Origin of the sequence: Pseudoclavibacter sp. AY1F1 (assembly GCF_002931075.1) — a bacterium.
Taxonomy (GTDB): Bacteria; Actinomycetota; Actinomycetes; order Actinomycetales; family Microbacteriaceae; genus Pseudoclavibacter.
In genome coordinates this window covers 73,112-87,760 of sequence record NZ_PSTQ01000009.1, presented here as the reverse complement: position 1 = coordinate 87,760, position 14,649 = coordinate 73,112, and the positions used below count along the sequence as shown (strand labels likewise).

At 65.4% G+C, this 14,649-nt stretch carries 17 protein-coding genes; 6 read left to right on the top strand and 11 right to left on the bottom strand.

Features of this window, described 5'->3' with window-relative positions; all coding sequences use genetic code 11:
• Nucleotides 1–116: 116 nt before the first annotated feature.
• A complete protein-coding gene (locus C5B85_RS13665) occupies nucleotides 117–1,064 on the bottom strand; it encodes a PhzF family phenazine biosynthesis protein (protein WP_104286566.1) in 948 nt (315 codons plus the stop codon).
• Between the two features lie 85 nt (nucleotides 1,065–1,149).
• Between C5B85_RS13665 and C5B85_RS13660 the strand changes: the two genes are divergently transcribed.
• The 3 genes from C5B85_RS13660 (at nucleotide 1,150) to C5B85_RS13650 (ending at nucleotide 3,134) form a co-directional block, all read left to right on the top strand.
• Nucleotides 1,150–1,857, top strand: a complete 708-nt coding sequence (locus C5B85_RS13660; protein ID WP_181064439.1) for a GNAT family N-acetyltransferase — start codon at nucleotides 1,150–1,152, stop codon at nucleotides 1,855–1,857.
• A gap of 59 nt (nucleotides 1,858–1,916) precedes the next feature.
• Entirely contained in the window at nucleotides 1,917–2,273 is a 357-nt protein-coding gene (locus tag C5B85_RS13655; RefSeq protein ID WP_104286565.1) for a DUF4440 domain-containing protein, read from the top strand.
• Between the two features lie 150 nt (nucleotides 2,274–2,423).
• Nucleotides 2,424–3,134 carry a zinc-binding dehydrogenase gene (locus C5B85_RS13650; protein ID WP_104286621.1) on the top strand — a complete coding sequence of 237 codons (711 nt, stop codon included), beginning with the start codon at nucleotides 2,424–2,426 and terminating at the stop codon, nucleotides 3,132–3,134.
• Between the two features lie 120 nt (nucleotides 3,135–3,254).
• Here the strand turns inward: C5B85_RS13650 and C5B85_RS13645 are convergent, their stop codons facing one another.
• The 3 genes from C5B85_RS13645 to C5B85_RS13635 all read right to left on the bottom strand — a co-directional run bounded on the left by C5B85_RS13645 (nucleotide 3,255) and on the right by C5B85_RS13635 (nucleotide 5,871).
• Complete coding sequence (locus tag C5B85_RS13645) at nucleotides 3,255–3,836, bottom strand: TetR/AcrR family transcriptional regulator (protein ID WP_104286564.1); 582 nt, start codon at nucleotides 3,834–3,836, stop codon at nucleotides 3,255–3,257.
• Nucleotides 3,837–3,848: 12 nt separating this feature from the next.
• On the bottom strand, nucleotides 3,849–5,339 hold the full coding sequence (locus C5B85_RS13640; protein WP_219819410.1) for an MFS transporter: 1,491 nt from the start codon (nucleotides 5,337–5,339) through the stop codon (nucleotides 3,849–3,851).
• A 169-nt stretch (nucleotides 5,340–5,508) separates the two neighbouring features.
• Nucleotides 5,509–5,871: a MerR family transcriptional regulator gene (locus C5B85_RS13635; protein WP_104286562.1), complete on the bottom strand. Its 363-nt coding sequence runs from the start codon at nucleotides 5,869–5,871 to the stop codon at nucleotides 5,509–5,511.
• Nucleotides 5,872–5,936: 65 nt separating this feature from the next.
• On the opposite strand from C5B85_RS13635, the gene C5B85_RS13630 reads away from it, so the two are divergent.
• The gene (locus C5B85_RS13630; protein WP_104286561.1) at nucleotides 5,937–7,157 is read left to right on the top strand and encodes an MFS transporter; all 1,221 of its coding nucleotides are present in this window, start codon (nucleotides 5,937–5,939) and stop codon (nucleotides 7,155–7,157) included.
• Between the two features lie 277 nt (nucleotides 7,158–7,434).
• Here the strand turns inward: C5B85_RS13630 and C5B85_RS13620 are convergent, their stop codons facing one another.
• The 5 genes from C5B85_RS13620 to C5B85_RS13600 form a co-directional block, all read right to left on the bottom strand.
• The gene (locus C5B85_RS13620; RefSeq protein WP_104286560.1) at nucleotides 7,435–7,974 is read right to left on the bottom strand and encodes a hypothetical protein; all 540 of its coding nucleotides are present in this window, start codon (nucleotides 7,972–7,974) and stop codon (nucleotides 7,435–7,437) included.
• Nucleotides 7,971–8,357: a PadR family transcriptional regulator gene (locus C5B85_RS13615; RefSeq protein ID WP_104286559.1), complete on the bottom strand. Its 387-nt coding sequence runs from the start codon at nucleotides 8,355–8,357 to the stop codon at nucleotides 7,971–7,973. Before C5B85_RS13615 ends, C5B85_RS13620 begins: the two co-directional genes overlap by 4 nt.
• A 63-nt stretch (nucleotides 8,358–8,420) precedes the next feature.
• Entirely contained in the window at nucleotides 8,421–9,059 is a 639-nt protein-coding gene (locus tag C5B85_RS13610; protein ID WP_104286558.1) for an ABC-2 transporter permease, read from the bottom strand.
• On the bottom strand, nucleotides 9,056–9,904 hold the full coding sequence (locus C5B85_RS13605) for an ABC transporter ATP-binding protein (protein WP_181064438.1): 849 nt from the start codon (nucleotides 9,902–9,904) through the stop codon (nucleotides 9,056–9,058). Before C5B85_RS13605 ends, C5B85_RS13610 begins: the two co-directional genes overlap by 4 nt.
• Complete coding sequence (locus tag C5B85_RS13600; RefSeq protein ID WP_104286556.1) at nucleotides 9,897–10,277, bottom strand: GntR family transcriptional regulator; 381 nt, start codon at nucleotides 10,275–10,277, stop codon at nucleotides 9,897–9,899. The genes C5B85_RS13605 and C5B85_RS13600 overlap by 8 nt, the downstream gene beginning before the upstream one ends.
• A gap of 162 nt (nucleotides 10,278–10,439) precedes the next feature.
• Here C5B85_RS13600 and C5B85_RS13595 point away from each other — a divergent pair, with 162 nt between their 5' ends.
• Nucleotides 10,440–11,372 carry a MerR family transcriptional regulator gene (locus C5B85_RS13595; RefSeq protein WP_104286555.1) on the top strand — a complete coding sequence of 311 codons (933 nt, stop codon included), beginning with the start codon at nucleotides 10,440–10,442 and terminating at the stop codon, nucleotides 11,370–11,372.
• A 46-nt stretch (nucleotides 11,373–11,418) separates the two neighbouring features.
• On the opposite strand, the gene C5B85_RS13590 is transcribed toward C5B85_RS13595, so the two are convergent.
• A complete protein-coding gene (locus C5B85_RS13590) occupies nucleotides 11,419–11,850 on the bottom strand; it encodes a MarR family winged helix-turn-helix transcriptional regulator (protein ID WP_104286554.1) in 432 nt (143 codons plus the stop codon).
• A 107-nt stretch (nucleotides 11,851–11,957) separates the two neighbouring features.
• Here C5B85_RS13590 and C5B85_RS13585 point away from each other — a divergent pair, with 107 nt between their 5' ends.
• Nucleotides 11,958–12,872: an SDR family NAD(P)-dependent oxidoreductase gene (locus tag C5B85_RS13585; protein ID WP_104286553.1), complete on the top strand. Its 915-nt coding sequence runs from the start codon at nucleotides 11,958–11,960 to the stop codon at nucleotides 12,870–12,872.
• A gap of 9 nt (nucleotides 12,873–12,881) precedes the next feature.
• On the opposite strand, the gene C5B85_RS13580 is transcribed toward C5B85_RS13585, so the two are convergent.
• The gene (locus C5B85_RS13580; protein WP_181064437.1) at nucleotides 12,882–14,564 is read right to left on the bottom strand and encodes an amidohydrolase; all 1,683 of its coding nucleotides are present in this window, start codon (nucleotides 14,562–14,564) and stop codon (nucleotides 12,882–12,884) included.
• Between the last annotated feature and the right edge of the window lie 85 nt (nucleotides 14,565–14,649).

The following is a 14,649-nucleotide window of genomic DNA, read 5'->3' as shown; positions in this document are numbered from 1 at the left end:
CCGGGGAACGCGGGGAGCGGTGCGGTCGTCACTGGCATCGCCACCGGCGCACCGGCGCACCGGCCACGGGCCGCGGGCCGCGGGCCGTGAGCCGCACGGAACATGGCGTGCGAACGCTACTCGATCGGCGTCGCAGTTCCGGTCACAGTGATGCCACCAGTGACTGGCACATCGACGGTGATCAGGCTCGGGCGACCGACATGTCTGCCCTGCAGCACCCTGAATCGTGCCTTCGGCGTGATGGCTCCGACCTGACGGAGGTACGCGCCGAGAGACGCGGCCGCCGACCCTGTTGCGGGGTCCTCCGTGATGTTGCCAACCGGGAACAGGTTGCGGGCCTCGACGACCAGCTCCCCGGATGCGGTGGGCTGTTGACGGCGGACGACGGTGACGGTGCCAGCCCAGCCCTGTTCATCCATCAAAGCCCGGACCGCGGCAGGGTCGAAACTGAATGCATCGAACGTGGCCTGCTCACGTACCGCGACGATGGGATGCCAGTTGCCTGCAAAGGCTTCACGCAGCGGCCAATCCCCATCGAGGTCTGCGGGGTCGAGGTGGAGCAGGGAGAGCAGTCGGTCGGCGACTGGAGGTGCAAGCTCGCGCACGTCAGTCTCGACGCTGGTGAAGGATGCGGTCACGGGGCTGGCGTCGGCCGAGGCATCGCCGGGCGACGCTGACTGCGCGTCGGCACGCGAAGTTTCGATCACCACGGGGCCGACAAGAGTCTCGATCGTAAACTGCCCCGGGCCGCGGCGTTCTGCGAGCGCCACGGCCGTCGCGATCGTCGCGTGACCACAGAAGGGAACTTCAACTCCGGGCGAGAAGTACCGCACACGCACGTGGCGTTCGTTTGCGTCGATGCTGGGAACGACGACGAAGGCCGTCTCGGCGTAGCCGACCTCGGCGGCGATGCGCTGCATCTCCGTATCAGACAGCATGGATGCATTCAGAACAACACCAGCAGGGTTGCCTCCGCCCGGTTCGCTGGCAAACGCCGATAAGCGCAGCACGTCGGCAGTGCGCTCAAACTCGGCGGAGGAGGTCGTGGAACGTGGAGTGCTCATGAGTGCATGTTTCCCTGCCCCTGCGTGGAGAGCCAGAGCCAGTTCGATCTATTGGCTCCCCGCACGGTGCGGCAGGATGAATGGCGTGTTCTCAAATCTCGTGACCAACCGGTGGCTGCCATCGGTGCTGGATGCGCGCGTCGACGACTCTGTCCGTGTCGTAGTCGACCCCTCACTGCCCGAAAGTCGATCGGTGGCGCTTCTTCGCTTGGAGGCGGGGCCGATGCTCCTCTCGCTGACGCCGGCTCGCGCCAGCGAACTCGCGCTCGCCGACGGAGAACGAATCGACGATCTCTCCCTTCGGAGTGTTCTAGATCGCGCTGGCCTCACGCTCAACAGCCCGGATCACCTCTTCTATTTGACGCTCGACGAGCAGGCCACCCTTCGTGGGGAGGCGCTCGGTGATCGGACGCGGCAGCTGACTGCTGCGGATGCTCACGCCTTCGAGGAGCTCGTAGCCGCAGCACCGGATGAGGATCTCGAGGAGGCGTTCGTCGAACTCGACCACTGGCTCGTGTTCGGCGCCTTCGTGGGTGACAAGCTCGCATCCGTTGTGAGCATGTACCCCTGGAATGGGACTCGGCTGGCCGACCTTGGAGTGCTCACCCTCCCAGAGTTCCGAGGTCGAGGTCTTGGCCGCGAAACGGTCCGCGCGGCGATCGCGGCCGCCATGTCGCTGGGATACGAGCCGCAGTACCGCTGCCAAGTGGACAATGTCGAGTCCGTTGCGCTGGCGCGGGCCGCCGGGTTCACGCCTTTCGGGCTCTGGGAAGTCATCATCGACGAGGAGTAACGAGGTGTCTGCACCCTGATTGCAGCGGAGACCGCCTGCTCCGTCGATAGGGTCGCTCTATGTGGGAGACGGATACGGAAGACTTCGCGGACATCAAGAACGCTGAACTCGCGTTGCTTTCTTCGTCAGTACGGGGGGACTCCGCACAGACGTCCACTTTGCTCGCCGAGGACTTCGCGGAGATCGGACGCTCTGGACGTCGGTGGACCTATGCGGAGTCGGTGGCGGCCCTCGAGAGCGAGGAAGAGCGCCCCCTGCCACGCACATCCGAGTGGCTTTTCAATCGTGTGAGTGCGGAGCTCGTGCTCGTGAACTACGTGATCCACGAGGCAGACCGGGACAGTCGGCATGCGTCACTCTGGGATACGCGAGGCCCCAAGCTTCGGTATCACCAGGGGACGGTCATCCCGAGCTAAGTGCTTGCGGCCATCGGAACCGTCCTCGGAACGGAGCGTTCGCGCGCGGCCGCTTCTCGTCTGCTCGATCTCGCTCCTGGGCAATCAGCCCCAGGCCTCAGAGTCGGTCAGCTCTCTGCTTGGAGAAAAGATCGTGAGACGATCCTCCTGATGACCACGCTCACCTACGGTGGCACCGACCGTGTCGACGGCACTCCCACTCAGGGCGGCTACGCAAGCGAGTACATCGCAAACGAGAAGTTCGTCTACCTACTGCCCGACAAGCTCGATCCCGCCGGAGTCGCCCCTTTGATGTGTGCGGGCATCACCGTCTGGGAACCCCTGGTTCGGTGGAACGCCGGACCGGGAGAGACCATCGGGATCGTAGGGCTCGGTGGCCTGGGCCACCTCGCCGTCAAGTTCGCCCACGCCCTCGGCGCGCACGTCGTGCTGTTCACCACCTCAGAAGCCAAGGCCGCGGGAGCGAAGGCCCTCGGTGCCCACGAGGTCATCGTGTCCAAAGACCCTGCCGCGATGAGCACGCAAGCCAACCGCTTCGACCTCATCATTGACACCGCGTCCGTGCCCCATGACCTCACGCCGTATATCCGTGCTCTCGCTCTCGACGGCACACTCTGCGCGCTTGGCGCCTTGGGATCTCTGCAATTCGATCCGATGGCGCTCCTCATCGGGAGGAAGAGCCTCGCCTCTGCAGGGAGCGGTGGAACCGTCGGTACGCAGGCCATGCTCGACTTCTGCAGCGAGAACGGCATCACCGCCGACGTCGAAGTGCTCCCAGCCCGCGACATCAATACTGCGCTGGACCGCCTCGAACGCAATGACGTGCGCTTCCGCTTCGCACTCGACATGAGGCAGATGTAGGAGAGACGCCGGGCCTGGTTCGCAGCGGAACTTTGACTCCGACACAACCGCCGAGGTGATCGGCGTCGCCACGGGAACTCTATGGCCGCGTGCCCTCCTCGCGTCTGGCGTCATCGACGACTACAGAGCGTTTCCCTCTCGCATCCCAGTGCCCGCGTAGCTGGATCCTGATCGCCCGAGGGTGTCGATGCTTGTCGCGATGATCTCGTTGCGCCAGGGGGAGGCGCAGTCCGATCGACGCGCTTCGAGCGCGAGTACGCCGAGGGCGACGAGTGCTCCGGTGACGCGGATGCGGCGTGCATCGTTCATGGGCTCAGTGTCGAACGCCTCGAACAGGATGTCGCCGAGAGGTTCAACGTCTGAGACGTCGTCGTCGCCCATCGGCACGATCGTGCTGAGGAGCAGGCTGGCGAGGCCGGGCCTCGCCAGGGACAGATCGACGAGCAGCTCGATCGACCGGTGGTCTCGTTCCTCGCCAACGGCTAGGTCGGCCACGCGATCTCTCACCCGCTCGGTCTCTCGTCTGCATTCTTCGAGAACGGCCTTGTGGAGGGCGAGTTTCGTGGGGAAGTGGTGCAGAAGTCCGGCCTTGGAGTAATCCGTTGCATCCGCGACGGCCTGCACCGAGGTGCGGGTGAATCCATATCGCGCGAAGAGGGCTGCTGCCGCATCGATGACCGCGGACGTCGCAGGATGGCTCATTGCTCGCTCCTCCTAGTGTCCGATCAGGGGTTCGGCGTCGGGGTCGATGTCGATCGTTCCGCTGCGGAACACTATCAACGAGACGACCGCGGCCAGTGCGTACAACCCTACGGCGGCCCAGAGTGCGGCGTGGTAGCTCTCCACGGTCACCGCCGCCACCAGTGCGGCACTCTGTGGGGCGGATGCGACGAGTGCCGCGGTCGCTCCGGCGGCGAGCGAACTGATCAAGGCGATACCGGCCGCACCACCCACCTCCTGGCTGGCGTTGATCAGCGCTGAAGCCACGCCAATATCCCGACGCTCTGCCCTCGCCGTCGCGGCTTCCTGGAGTCGCCCGAACACGAGGCCCAGACCGAGCCCGTAGACGACAAGCCCGGGGAGGAGATCCCGGGCGAACTCGCTGCTCGCATCCGTTCCCGTCTGCATCACGAGGCCGATTCCTGCCAGCGCAGCACCGGCCGCGATCAAGTACCGAGGGCCGAACCTTGCTGCGAGTCGCGAGCCCACGAGGGTGGAGGTCACGATGATGCCCAGCACCACGGGAACGAAGCTGAGTCCGGTCGCCAAAGGCGAGTATCCGAGTGCCTCGGTGAGGAAGTAGGTGCTGAACAGGAACACTCCGAAGAGCCCTCCGTTGACCAGAAGGCCGACGAGGTTGGCCGCGCCGCGATTGCGATCGACGAGCACTCGCAGAGGGAGGAGTGGATTGGCGGCGTGACGTTCGATGATGACGAACACGACGAGCAGTGCGATGCCCGCGACGATGGGGGCGAGAGTCCAGACGTCGAGCCATCCGCCCTGCTCCGCGTTGCCCAGGCCGAAGACGAGTGCGACCATGCCTGCCACGGAGGTCAGCGCTCCGGGAAGATCCAATGCGTTCCTGTCGACGACTGGCTGCTTCCTGATGAGTCCAATGCCCGCAAGAGCGATGATTGCGATGGGCAGATTCACGAACATGCACCAGTGCCACGACAGGTATTCGGTCAGCACTCCGCCGAGAAGCAGGCCGATGGCCCCGCCGGCAGAGGAGACCGCGCCGAAAATGGAGAACGCGCGGATGCGGCTGCGGCGATCCTCGAAGGTCGTCGAGACCAGGGAGAGAGCGGCAGGGGCGAGTACGGCTCCGAATGCGCCCTGGAGGACTCGCGCGGCGAGCAGGGTCTCGAAGCTCTGGGCGAATCCGCCAAGTGCCGAAGCCAGGGCGAAGCCGACGAGACCGAGCACGAGCATCCGTCGTCGACCGAAGTAGTCGCTCAGTCGGCCGCCGATGAGAAGCAGGCTTCCGAACGCGAGGGCATACCCAGTGACGAGCCAGTGGCGGCCGTCATCCGCGAAACCCAACTCCGCCTGGGCGGACGGAAGCGCGATGTTCACGATCGTGACGTCGAGAACGACCATCAACTGGCTCAGGGTCAGCACGGCTAGCGCCCACCATTGGCGCCCAGATGTCGTTGCGGCCTTGATCATGTCGCTCTCCTCTTCTGCGCCGAGCTGTCCCGGCACGCGGAAGAGTCTAGGCAGCCACCAACCGGACTGGATGCTAAACCGACCATATTGGTTGGTGATTCTCAGTGGGAACGATTCGAGGCTGAGGCCGTTCTGCTACCGAGAGTTGTCTCCCTTGGCGCCGAACCACTGCCTTCGCGTTGGCGTGAAGGTCAAGTCGAGCGGGTCAGGCGAGAGCTCGAACTTCTTCCAGATACTCGGTGATCGCGGCACGGTTGCGCGCGAGGAACTCGATTCTCTCGTCCATCCGGTCGCGTTCGTGTTCGAGGGTTTCGAGCATCTCCGGAGTCGCGTCGGCGAAGTGGATGGTGCGGGGCCGGTCGAGGCACGGCAGGATCTGCTTGATGATCCGAGTGGGGAGACCAGCATCCAGTAGGCCACGGATCTGGGTGACCCGGTCGACAAGGTACTCGTCGTACTCTCGATACCCGTTCGGCATGCGCCTGGGGATGATGAGCTGCTCATCCTCGTAGTACCGCAAGGCTCGCGCGGACGTGCCTGTCATGCGGGCGAGCTCACCGATCTTCATGTGCCATCTCCTCATCGGTCGTCAGCTTGACCTTAACGCTAACGTCAACGACTGACGATGAGGCCATGACTCGACTACAGCACACCGCGACGCGTGCGGCCGGCCACGATCGGCTACCCCTTTCCGGGCTCCTGGCGTTGGCCACCGCAGGGTTCGTCACCATCATGACCGAAGCGCTGCCGGCCGGGATACTGCCCGAAATGAGTGGTGATCTCAATGTCACCGAAGCAGCGGCTGGACAGACGGTGACGGTCTACGCGATCGGTTCTGCCCTCGCCGCCATTCCGCTGACTGCCGCGACGATCGGCTGGCCACGCCGCAGGCTCCTACTGCTCGCCATCGCGGGATTCGCCGTCGCGAATACCGTCACCGCCATGTCAGAGAGTTACATCCTCACCCTTGCCTCTCGGCTCCTGGCGGGGGTAGTCGCCGGGCTGCTGTGGGCGCTGCTCGCGGGATACGCACGGCGCATGGTTGCACCGAAACAGCGCGGCAAGGCGATGGCGATCGCGATGGCCGGCACTCCGGTCGCCCTCGCGATCGGCGTTCCAGCAGGTACTTTCCTGGCGGGCCTGATCGGCTGGCGGTACACCTTCGGAATCATGACCCTCCTCGCGCTTGTCTTGCTGCTCTGGGTGTTCGTGAGCGTGCCGAAATTCCCCGGTCAAGCGCGGTCCGCTGCTCTTCCGCTTCGACGAACCCTCGCCATCCCCGGCATAGCCGCCGTGCTGGTCGTCACACTCGCCTTCGTGCTCGCACACAACGTTCTGTACACGTACATCGCGCCCTACCTCGCCGAGAACGGCATGGTCGACCGCATCGACATCGTCTTGCTCGTCTTCGGCATCGCGTCCTTGCTGAGCATCGCGATCACAGGCGCCCTCATCGACCGCCATCTGCGTTCGCTCATGATCTCGAGTTGCGTCTTGTTCGCCGGGGCGTCACTTGCTCTGGGTCTCGCCACCGACGCGTCATGGCTGGTGTTCGTCAGCGTCGGCGTGTGGGGTCTCGCATTCGGCGGTGCTGCGACGCTGCTTCAGACCGCGTCCGCCGAGGCCGCGGGGGCCGCCGGTGACCTCGCGCAATCGCTGGTGGTGACGTGCTGGAACATCGGCATCGCTGGTGGCGCGATCGCGGGGAGCTTCTTGATCACCAGCTTCAGACCGACATCACTGCCGTGGGCGGCGCTGGTCCTCCTCGTTCTGGCGCTCGGCGTGACGGCAACCGCGAAACGCAGCGGCTTCCCCGAGTCCGCGATTCACGACACAGCGCTCGACCGTGCCTGAGCTGAGAACGGGCGAAAGTTCGGCGACGACGCAGGCGAACACTTCACGCTCGCGCAGGCCGGCGTCCTACGATGCGGGGGAGATCGTTTCGAGCCCCCACACGCATGCGCAGGATCTGGGAGGGCGAGATCACCCAGTCACCACGGTGGGTTCATGGGCGGCGAGTTCGGCTACGCCGGCCAGCCGGAAGCGTTCGCGGCGAAGCTGCGGGAAGCGCTGGAGGCTGCTGGAGGCTGACCTGCGCGTCTGGCTTGATCATCTCGCAAGCACCCGGTGCCTACCGCCGAGCGGGCAGTCCCCACCGGCGGCGGAGGTAGTCGGCGACGAAGATGTTGCCGAGGAATGGCAGCACGCCGAAGATGATGACGCCGACGAGCCACGCGTCCGTACCTCGGAACGCGAAGAGCCCGATCGTCGAGGCGACGATGACGGCCACGGATGCGAGGATCCCGTTTCTGCGCACTCGCGACGACCAGTCCTGGCTAGCGCCGATCATGATGAGTCCGGCCACCCAGCCGAGCACCGGCACGAGGTACCAGCCGGCGATGAGGACGATGGACGTGATGATCGGGTAGGCGCGGCTCGGCCCGGCATCTTCGAGCGAGGCTGTCTCCGCCATGGCGTCGGCGGCGATCGTGTCCGGCGTGCCGAGTTCTCGAATGCGCGCTTGAGTCTCGTCGACGTCGAGACCGCGGAGCGTGTCCGCGATGTCGTTGAGCACTTCGTCCCGGACCTGGGGTGTGCCATCGCGAAGCGCGGCCCGGAGCTCCTTCAGGTAGCTGCCGGCGACTTCATTCTGCGATTCGAAAGGCTTCATTGGTCTCCTGCTTCCCTCGGATCGCGCGAGCCGATGATGTCGGTCGTGCTCGTGCTCGTGCGTGATTGGGTGACTTCCTCCACGGCGGAGGCGAACGGTGCCCACTGGGACCGGAACTGCTCCAACTCGGCAAGCCCTTGGCTGGTGAGCGCGTAGTACTTCCGGGGGCGCGCCGAATCGGAGTCGTCGGCATGCGCGGCGATCAGCTCACGCTCGCGCAGTCGAGTCATCAACGGGTAGAGCGTCCCGATGCTCCCGATGAGCCCGAGGGAGACCAGTCGTTCTGAGATCAGCCACCCATACATGGGCCCCTGTTGGAGGAGTCCGAGGACGCAGTACTCGACGACACCCTTGCGAAGTTGCGCACCAACTGAGGTTGTCATGCATTGCACTTTAGTTTGCAATGCAAGGTATTGCAATCCATGGTGTGTGGGGGCGGGTCGGGGTCAGCGCAGTTCGCGCGCTCCGTAGAACCGCACAGCGAGGCCCGTGCCGACGGTGATGCCGATGACGCCGATGGCGGCACATGCGGCGACGACACCCTCGAGGGGTAGTGCGGAGAACGTCTGGTCGCCGAGGATGCCGGCGGCCTGGCCCACCCACGCTCCGCCCGCGATGACGATCACCGGAACGTAGACCATGAAGCGTCCGCGGGTGTAGCCGACGCGGAAGAGCACGGGGAGCTGCACGCCGACCGCCAGGCCGACGATCGCGAACGCCGCCGCGTAGCTGACGATGAGGAGCTCGGGCGCCAGCTCGCGGTTGCGCACCCAGGCCATGACGAAGGTTACGGCGGTAGCGACGGCGACGGCCGCGAGGCCGAACAGGAGCACTGAGAGCGCGCGGCCGACGACGACGGTGCTGCGCGAGATCGGGAGCACTCCGTAGAGCGTGTCGAGTCGATCTCGTTCGTCGCCCAGGAACGGGGCGGAGAGGATTAGGGATGTGACGAGTGCGGATGCGGCGATCGCCATTCCCGGTATCGGAAGCACGATGCCGATGAGGGCGATGAACGCGAGCAGCAGCAGCGTCTGCTTCTTGAAGGCCCAGGACGTCAGGTCGAAGCGAGTGAATGCGAGCGTCATGCTGTTGCCTCCTCGTGCGCGGCGTTCAGGTGGATGATGATGTCGTCGATGGTCGCCTCGTCGATCACGATCTCTGGCCCGTATTGAGGGGAGTCGTCGGTGCGGATGAGCGCGGACCACCCCTGGCCGGTGTGCTGCGGGCCGAGGGCGCTCGCGGGTACTGTTCCCGTTCCGCGCGCGATGGCGAAGCTCTCCTTGACGTCAGGGAGCGGGCCCCGGTGAGCGATGCGCCCGCCCACGAGCACGATGACGTCGTCGGCGAGTTCGTCGAGGTCGGTCGTGATGTGCGTCGAGAACAGCACTGCGTGCTGCGGATCGACCATGAACTCGCGGATCACGTCGGTGATCTCTCGGCGCGATGCCGGGTCGAGCCCACTCGAGGGCTCGTCGAGGATCAGGAGTTCAGGTCGCTGTGCCAGTGCGCACGAGAGTGCGAGCTTTACGCCCTGGCCTCGCGAGAGCTCGCCGACTCGCCGTTTCTGCGGGATTCCGAACTGGTCTAGCAGCTGTGCGAAGCGGGCGTGGTCCCACCTCGGGTAGAACGGCGCGAGTCTGCGGTCGAGCGAGGTCACGCGCCAGTCTTCGGCGGCCGTCGGTCGGTCCAGCACGATGCCCGTCTTCGCGAGGGCCGCGCTCGCGCCGGCTGGGCCGCCGAGCACCTCGATTCGTCCCGCATCGGGAGTGATCAGGCCGAGCAGGGAGCGGATGATTGTGGTCTTCCCGGCGCCGTTCGGGCCGACGAGTCCAACCACTGAGCCGCGTGGGATGGTGAATGAAACGTCCTCGACCGTGAAGTCGGGGCGGGTGATGCGCAGGTCCGTGATCTGCGCTGCGTCGTCAGTCATTGTTCCTCCAAGCCTCATCGAGGCGTCGGTGCATGTCGTCGATGTCGATGTGGGCGCTTCGAGCGGCGATGAGCAGCTCCTGCAGTGCGGCGGAGACTCGCTCCTCCAGGGCTCCGGAGGCGATCGTGGGGTCGACCTCCAGCACGACGAATCCGCGCCCATGCTCGTTGCGGACCAGGCCCTCGTGGACGAGATCGTTGTAGGCGCGTGTCACCGTGATGACACTCACTCGGAGGTCTGCCGCCAGCTGGCGCAATGACGGCAACGTCTCGCCCGCCGCCACGTCTCCGGACAGGATCGCCGACCGTACCTGCGTCTTGATCTGCTCGTAGATGGGCGCCGAGGCACTCGTTGAAATCAGTACTTTCCGCATGCGAACTCCACTGTACATAAACACCATAACACCAGAACAGTTCTCATTCTAGACCCGTCGTCTGCGGCACGGTGGCCTGTCAGGTTGAGCGCGGACTTGCAGCTTCCGTAACGTCATGTGGTGCAGTGGATGCAATCCCGCCCGTCAAGAGGAAGGCCGCACATGTTCTCGTCGTTCACCCCGCCGCGCCAGGTCACGATCGGGGGTGCCGCCAAGTTCGTCGGCACCACGCCGCGCGCGATTCGTCACTACCACCAGATCGGCCTGCTTCCGGAGCCCGAGCGAGGGAGCGACGACCGGCGCCGCTACGGCTACGACGAGATGATCCAACTGCTCTGGATCCGACGGATGGCCGACGCTGGCATCGCCCTCGACGACATCCGCGACGCCTTCGCTGACGCGGGCGACTCCGACTCCGACTCCGACTCCGCCGACAGTGGCAGTGGCAGTGGCAGTGGCGAGGAGGGTGGCGACGTCGCGCGCATCCTTGAGCGACTGGAGGAGTCTCTCGTCGTCCGGCAGGTGGAACTCGAGCAGCAGCGGATCGCCGTGCAGCGTATGCGTGCGCAGGGCAGCAGGTTGGGTCTGCTCTCCGATGTCGTGAGTGACCGCCTCGCGGGCCTTCCCGAGGGTGCCCTGCGGCAGGACGACCTGGACTCCCTGCTCGTGACGGAGCGGATCTTCGGCGTGCTCGGCGCATCCGTCCAGGCGTCGCGATTCATCGCCCTCGCCACTCACCCGGGCCTTCGGCGCGAGTGTGACCGGGTCGACGCCGCCGAAGAGGCGCTCGACAACACGGTCGCCGTCGACGACCCTCGCGTGGCGGAGGTGGCCGCCGAACGGGCCGCTTTCGAAGCCAAGCTCAACGAGGTCATCGAGACCTCCGGCCTAGCGCAGGCTGACAACGACCGGTTCGACGCCTGGGAAGAGTCGCATCCTGCTCCTGCCGATGACGCCGAGGGCACCGCCGAAGATGCCGGTGCAGCGCGCGGGACAAGCCTCGTCGAGGCCGTGCAGATGATACCGTACGACTTCTCCCCTGCACGCTGGCGGAGCATGGAGCTGGCGCAGGAGCTGGCTCTGGAGCTCTACTGACCGGCACGAGTCCGGGGGCATGGTCATGCCTTTCCGTGCGGGCGAGTCAGGCCGAGCGCGAAGGTGCGCTTCTGAGGAGCTCGGTGATCCTCGTGAGGTCGGCCTCGTCGACGGCGGCGAGCGGTGAGCGGGTCGAGGCGAGCTTGATGATCGCTTCGCGAGCTACGCGACCCTCTTGGGTGAGTTCGATGACGCGCTGTCGAAGATCGGTGGGGGATGGTTTTCGAGTGACGAGGCCTTTGGCTTCGAGCTGGTGGCACATGAAGGTCACGTTCTGTGGGGTGCAGTGCGTCCGTTCGGCAGCCGTGCGCATCGACGGCGAGGGGGCGTCGGGGTCGACCACCCAGAGGAGATGAGCGGTGCCTGCGGTGAGCCCGAACTCGCGGAGCGCTGGTTCGAGGGCGTCGTTGGTGCGCGCGACGACGTCGTACACGGTGAAGAGGGCTGCTGACAGCTTCTGAGCGCGCTCGTCTTGCATATGCACACGCTAGCACTTGCTACAAGGTTTGAAGCTTCTGCTACGGTAACTTCAGAACTTGAAGGAATTATCAACGCGCCAACGCGCCTCAGCAGAGAGCCGTATCTGTGAACACATCACGACTCGAAGGACAGTCGGTCATTGTCACCGGTGCCACGAGTGGCATCGGATTCTTCATCGCTGAAGGGCTCGCACGCCTCGGCGCGCAGATCATCGTGGCAGCCCGGTCCGCGGAACGGGCGCAGACCGCGATTGCGCTCTTCCCGGAGCCCGGCCGCCACCGTCACCTCGAACTCGATCTCTCGGACCTCGCATCCGTTCGCGCGGCCGGATCGCGCGTCGGCACCGGCCAGCCCGTGCACGGTCTCGTGATGAACGCCGGCGTCATCGCCGCCCACCCGAGCTACGTTGAAGGGCCCTTCGGGGTGGAGTCCACTGTCGGGGTGAATGTCCTCGCCCACCTTGAGTTCCTGCGGTTGAGCTTCCCTGCGCTCATGCGCGCACCTGCGGCGCGGGTCGTCAGCACGGGCAGTTTCCTCACGAGGAAGATCCCGTTCGATGCGGAGGATTGGCTTACTCCGGGCTCCTATCGCCCTCGAGTCGCCTACGCAGCCTCGAAGCACGCGGCAGAGATCCTGGGGTTCGAGCTCGACAGGCGGCTCATCGGGGGCGGCTCGCCGGTCAGATCGATCGTCAGCCACCCCGGCTCCGCCATCGACGCGCTGACGCCGGATCGGCCACCGCTGCATCAGCGACCCGCGGTTGTCCGCGCACTCGCGACGGTCATGGGTCCGGTGTTCTCGAAGGTCGCGCAGGGCAAGGACGTGGCTGCACAGCCAGTGATCGCGGCGATGACTGCGCCCGTGGTTCCAGCTGACGCCTATTTCGGACCGCGCACGGGAGCCACCGGCACACCGATCCTCGCATCGCCGGTGCCGACGAGCCTCAGTCCAGAGCTCGGTCGTCATGTCTGGACGCAGGTTGAAGAGCGTCTCGGGGCCTCGATCATCCCTGAGCAGTGAGATGAGTGCCTAGGTGAGCGAACCGAAGGCCAGCTCTCCTTCGAACAGGACCGCCGACGGGCTCACCTGACCGAGCTGATCGAGCTCCACGTCGAAGAGGTCCCTGTCGAGGACAACGAGGTTCGCGTCCTTCCCGACCTCGAGAGACCCGACCCGGTCATCGATCCGGAGCTGCCGCGCCGCCTCGATGGTGTGCCCGCGCAGGAGCGCCGTGACATCGAAGCGCGAATCGCTGCTGGGCCGGACACTCCCCGGGTAGCGATCGGGGTCGAGCGGCAGTTCCGGATCGACCCGGGTCGCTGCCACCTGCATGCCGAAGAACGGGTTGCCGCGATGGAGTTCGTAGTTCGTCACCACGTCGCTCGCGAAGGTCATCGAGGCTCCGGCCTGCAGGATGCCTCGGAAGTCGTACATCCGATTCCAGCGCTCCTCCCCGAGGTAGCTCTTGGCTTCTTCGCCGAAGTACCCAGCGGACCAGTGGTTCGTCCAGTTCACGATGATGCCCAGCTCGGCAGGTCGGTGCATGTCGGCCGGGTCGATGAGCTCGCAGTGGGCGAACGTCACCTGGGTCCGCCAGGCCTCGCCTGCCTCAGATAGCGACTTCTTGGCGGCGTCGACGGCATCGCATCCAGCCCGGAAGGCGCGGTCGCCGACCATGTGGATGTGCACGTCGATCTCCGCCTCGTTCGCCAGCAGCAGGCAGCTAACCAGTTCGTCGGTCTCGATCTGCATCTCGCCGAGGCTGCCAGAGTCGTTGTGGACCAGGGGAGCGAGGACCGCGCTGTTCCCGCTCTCGTTCGTGCCGTCGAGGAAGAGCTTGAGCGTGCGCACGCGGATGTGATCCGTGCCGTGCTCGCGGTCGAGGCGCTGGGCTCGCTCGATCGCGTCGGGGAGGTCGGCGAGGGTGCGGAATCGAACCGCGCCTTCGTACCTGGTGTGCAGTTCGCCGCGCCGGTGGAGCTCGCGGAGCGCGGGGAGCACATCCTCGTCCTCGATGAGCGCCTCGAAGAGGGACGTGACGCCGTGCCGCGTCATGAAGTCGAAGAATGGCTTCAGGCTCTCGGCGGTCAGCTCCTCTGGTGGGCGCCACCCGATGGAGTCGTACAGGCGGTCGATGAAGCGGAGGTGCGCGAACTCGAGGATGTGCCCCGTCGGCACGCCGTGTGCGTCACGGACGAACATCTCGAGGCCAGGCACGGGGTCTGGCGTGTGCTCGTCGACCTCGAGCAGCTCGAGCATCTTCGAGTTGACCCAGTGCGCGTGGTCGCTGAAGTCCTGGCAGAGCACGGGGCGGTCGCTGATCGCCGAGTCGAGGAGCTCCTTCGTCGGGGCGCTTCCCGCGAACAGCGTGCTCGGGTAGTACTCGAAGAACAGGTACGGCGCCTCCTCCTTGGGGTGCCGCTCGCCGTGTTTGCGGATGAAGGCGAGGATCGCATCCACGTCGTCCGTCTGCGGGAGGGAGACGTGCCAGGCGCTCTTCGCGACGCCGCTGGGGTGGGTGTGGGCATCGATCAGACCGGGCAGTACGAGTCGTCCGCCCAGGTCGTGGATCTGATGCGCGCCCGCTGGTGGCGCCGGGGTGTCCTTATCCAGTACCTCCGCGATCCTGCCGTCACGGATGACGACTCCACTCGCCCATGGAGCGGCCTCGTTGGCGGTGAAGAATCTGCCGTTCGTCAGGGTCAGGTCCACGTGAGCGCTCCTTGCGGGTAGAGACGTAACAACTTGGAAATGCAGTCTGGCATAAATTAGCAATGTTGGTAATCTATTCGTCAGG

Bases quoted from the DNA above. Each gene is read 5' to 3' on its own strand.
- C5B85_RS13630 (WP_104286561.1), top strand. From the start codon at position 5,937: ATGACTCGACTACAGCACACCGCGACGCGTGCGGCCGGCCACGATCGG.
- C5B85_RS13635 (WP_104286562.1), bottom strand. From the start codon at position 5,871: ATGAAGATCGGTGAGCTCGCCCGCATGACAGGCACGTCCGCGCGAGCC.
- C5B85_RS13615 (WP_104286559.1), bottom strand. From the start codon at position 8,357: ATGACAACCTCAGTTGGTGCGCAACTTCGCAAGGGTGTCGTCGAGTAC.
- C5B85_RS13600 (WP_104286556.1), bottom strand. From the start codon at position 10,277: ATGCGGAAAGTACTGATTTCAACGAGTGCCTCGGCGCCCATCTACGAG.
- C5B85_RS13605 (WP_181064438.1), bottom strand. From the start codon at position 9,904: ATGACTGACGACGCAGCGCAGATCACGGACCTGCGCATCACCCGCCCC.
- C5B85_RS13650 (WP_104286621.1), top strand. From the start codon at position 2,424: ATGACCACGCTCACCTACGGTGGCACCGACCGTGTCGACGGCACTCCC.
- C5B85_RS13590 (WP_104286554.1), bottom strand. From the start codon at position 11,850: ATGCAAGACGAGCGCGCTCAGAAGCTGTCAGCAGCCCTCTTCACCGTG.
- C5B85_RS13665 (WP_104286566.1), bottom strand. From the start codon at position 1,064: ATGAGCACTCCACGTTCCACGACCTCCTCCGCCGAGTTTGAGCGCACT.
- C5B85_RS13620 (WP_104286560.1), bottom strand. From the start codon at position 7,974: ATGAAGCCTTTCGAATCGCAGAATGAAGTCGCCGGCAGCTACCTGAAG.
- C5B85_RS13655 (WP_104286565.1), top strand. From the start codon at position 1,917: ATGTGGGAGACGGATACGGAAGACTTCGCGGACATCAAGAACGCTGAA.
- C5B85_RS13595 (WP_104286555.1), top strand. From the start codon at position 10,440: ATGTTCTCGTCGTTCACCCCGCCGCGCCAGGTCACGATCGGGGGTGCC.
- C5B85_RS13645 (WP_104286564.1), bottom strand. From the start codon at position 3,836: ATGAGCCATCCTGCGACGTCCGCGGTCATCGATGCGGCAGCAGCCCTC.
- C5B85_RS13610 (WP_104286558.1), bottom strand. From the start codon at position 9,059: ATGACGCTCGCATTCACTCGCTTCGACCTGACGTCCTGGGCCTTCAAG.